This is a genomic window from Trueperaceae bacterium, from assembly GCA_031581195.1.
Taxonomy (GTDB): Bacteria; Deinococcota; Deinococci; order Deinococcales; family Trueperaceae; genus SLSQ01.
Genome location: JAVLCF010000174.1, coordinates 1 through 3,096 on the forward strand (window position 1 = coordinate 1; position 3,096 = coordinate 3,096).

The 3,096-nt window shown below is 75.5% G+C and carries 3 protein-coding genes; 1 reads left to right on the forward strand and 2 read right to left on the reverse strand.

Features of this window, described 5'->3' with window-relative positions:
• Positions 1-30 precede the first annotated feature (30 nt).
• Positions 31-975, reverse strand: a complete 945-nt coding sequence (pdxS, locus tag RI554_11080) for a pyridoxal 5'-phosphate synthase lyase subunit PdxS (GenBank protein MDR9392556.1) — start codon at positions 973-975, stop codon at positions 31-33.
• 118 nt (positions 976-1,093) lie between these two features.
• Entirely contained in the window at positions 1,094-2,164 is a 1,071-nt protein-coding gene (gene trpD / locus RI554_11085; GenBank protein MDR9392557.1) for an anthranilate phosphoribosyltransferase, read from the reverse strand.
• 103 nt (positions 2,165-2,267) lie between these two features.
• Between trpD and RI554_11090 the strand changes: the two genes are divergently transcribed.
• The coding region (locus RI554_11090) for a BTAD domain-containing putative transcriptional regulator (protein ID MDR9392558.1) at positions 2,268-3,096 on the forward strand (829 nt) is incomplete at its 3' end.

A 3,096-nucleotide genomic window follows, 5' to 3' on the forward strand; every position in this document is an offset into this window, starting at 1 on the left:
GTGGCGGGGGGAGGGCGGAGTGGGGCGCGCTCACCAGCCGCGGCCGGCGAGCAACTCCGTCTCGTCGAGCGTGTCGATGTCGATGCCGACCATCGCCTCCCCCAGGCCGCGACTGACGTCGGCGAGGACGTCGGGGTCGTCGTAGTGGGTCGTCGCCTTCACGATCGCTTCGGCGCGGCGGCTCCAGGCGCGGTGCTTCTCCGCGACGTCGGTGACGCCGGGCGCGCTCTTGAAGATGCCGGAGCCGACGAACACCCCGTCGACGCCGATCTGCATCATGAGGGCCGCGTCGGCGGGGGTGGCGATGCCGCCGGCCGCGAAGTTCGGGACCGGCAGGGCGCCGTGCTCCCGGACGTAGCGCACGAGGTCGACCGGCGCGCCGTGCTCCTTGGCGTACGTCATGACCTCCATGGCGGGCATGGCGTGGATGCGGCGGATCTCGGCGAGGACGCTGCGGGCGTGGCGGACCGCTTCGACGACGTTGCCGGTGCCGGCCTCGCCCTTCGTGCGGATCATGCTGGCGCCCTCCCCGATGCGGCGGAGCGCCTCCCCCACGTTCGTCGCGCCGTTCACGAACGGCACCGTGAAGGCGAACTTGTCGACGTGGTACGCCTCGTCGGCGGGCGTGAGGACCTCGCTCTCGTCGATGAAGTCCACGCCCAGCGATTGCAGGATCTGCGCTTCGACGAAGTGCCCGATGCGGACCTTCGCCATGACCGGGATCGACACCGCCTCGACGATGCCGCGGATCATGTCGGGGTCGGACATGCGCGCGACGCCGCCCTCCGCGCGGATGTCGGCGGGGACGCGCTCGAGCGCCATGACGGCGGTCGCGCCGGCGTCCTCGGCGATGCGGGCCTGGTCGGCGTCGATGACGTCCATGATGACGCCGCCCTTGAACATCTCCGCGAACCCGGTCTTCACCATCGCGGTGCCGGTCGTCGCCGGCGTCGTTTCGTTGCGTTCCTCGCTCACGATTACGTCCTCCCCGAACGGATTTGCTCCATTGTGCCGCATGCGCGGGCCGCCCGTGAGGGGCGGGCACACAGTCGTGCCGCCCGCGCGGCGCGCGGGGTGGGTCAGGGGGCGGGGGTCAGGGGGCGGGGAAGCGTCCACCGGTGAAGGCGACGTACCGGTCGAGCACCTCCAGGCCGGCGCCGGCGTCGAGCAGGTCGCCGGCGCGGCCGACGCCGTCGGCGATGCTGGACGCCTGGTCGGCGAGGTAGAGCGCCGCGCCGGCGTTGAGCTGCACGACGTCGCGGGTCGGGCCGCGCGTCTCGCCCGCGAGGATCGCGCGGGCCGCCGCGGCGTTCGTCGCCGCGTCGCCCCCCGCCAGCGCGGCGGCGGGCGCCCGGTCGAGGCCGACCTCCTCGGGCGTGAGGACGTGATCGACGATCTCGCCGTCGCTGCGGAGTTCGGCGTAGACGCTCTCGCCGGAGACCGTGAAGTCGTCCAGCCCGTCGCCGTGCACCACCAGCGCCCGCTCGAGCCCCAGGCCGCGCAGCACCTCGGCGAGGGTGCGGGTCAGGGCCGGGCCGTACGTCCCGAGGAGTTGCCGGTCGGCGGCGGCCGGGTTGGTGAGCGGGCCGAGGTTGTTGAAGATGGTGCGGGCGCGCAGGTCGGCGCGGATGGGCGCGACGAACTTCATGGCGGGGTGGTGCTGGCGGGCGTACAGGAACGCCACGCCGACCTCACCCAGCGCCGCACCGAGGCGCTCGATCGGCACGTCGAGCCGGACGCCGAGCGCCTCGAGGACGTCGGCGCTGCCGCTCTTCTTCGTCACGCCGCGGTTGCCGTGCTTCGCGACCGTCGCGCCGCCCGCGGCGGCGACGAACGTGGCGGTGGTGCTGACGTTGATCGTCGAGATGCCGGTCCCGCCGGTCCCGCAGATGTCGAGCAGAGGACCGCCGACGTCGGCGTCGACGTGGATGGAGCGCTCGCGCATCGCTTCGGCGAAGCCGACGATCTCCTCCACCGTCTCCCCGCGCGTGCGGAGCGCCGCGAGGAGCGCCGCGGCCTGCATCTGCGAGAGGTCGCCGTCCATGAGGCGGCCCATGACCTGGCGCGCTTCGTCGCGCGGGAGGGTGGCGCCGTCGAAGACCGCCCCGAGGGTGGCGGCGACGTCGAAGGTGGGCGGGTCGGAGGCGCCGGACGCGTCGTTCATGGGTCCATGATGGCACGGGGGCGCCGTTCGCGCCCGCCGGCGCGACGCGGAGCCGTCGCACCGCGGCGCACGCACGTCATTCAGCCGTTGTTACTCTCCCGTCATGTCGCGTGCAGCGTCGGGGGGACCCTCCGGGTACGTCGTGCAGGTCCTCGGGCCGCCCGCGGTCCACCGCGACGGCGCCCCCGTCGCGATCGGTCCGCGCAAGGCGTTGGCGCTCGTCGCCCACCTGGCGGTCACCGGCGCCCCGGTCGGCCGGGGCGCCCTCGCCGGCCTCCTGTGGCCCGACCGGGACGAGGCCAGCGCCCGGAACAACCTCCGCGTCGCGCTCGCCGACCTCAAGCGGCGGGCGCCCGGGCTCGTCGAGGCGCGCCGGCCGGACGTGCGCCTCGCGGACGGCGTGCGGGTCGACCGGGACGCCCACCTCGCCGCGTGGCTCGACGGGCCGCCGGGCCCCGCGCCCGACGCCCTGCTCGCCCCGTTGCTGGCCGAGCTGGGGGTTCGCGACGCGGACCCGTTCGACGCGTGGCTCGCCACCGCGCAGGAGGCGTGGCGGGCGACGCTGCTCGGGCACCTCGACCGCGCCACGCGCGCAGCGGAGGCGGCGGGCGAGGGGGCCCTCACGTCGAGCCTGCTGGAGCAGGCGCTCGAGGTCGACCCGTGGGACGAGGCCCGCCTCGCGCGCCTGCTGGACGCGTACGTGGCGCAGGGGCGCCCGGCGGCGGCGGTCCGGCGCTTCGACGCGTTCGCCCAGGCGCTCCGCCACGAGATGGGGATCGAACCGGACGCCGCCCTCGCCGCCCGCGCTCGCGCGGCCCGCGCCGACGCGGCGCCCGTCCCCGCGCACACCGACCCGCGCCACCCGACCCCGCGCGTCGGCCAGGCCGACGCCCTCGCCGAGGCCCGCACCGCCCTCGCCGACCCCGACGTCC

What these genes read in the sequence shown, in the direction of transcription:
- trpD (MDR9392557.1), bottom strand. Translation starts at nt 2,164, where the DNA reads ATGAACGACGCGTCCGGCGCCTCCGACCCGCCCACCTTCGACGTCGCC.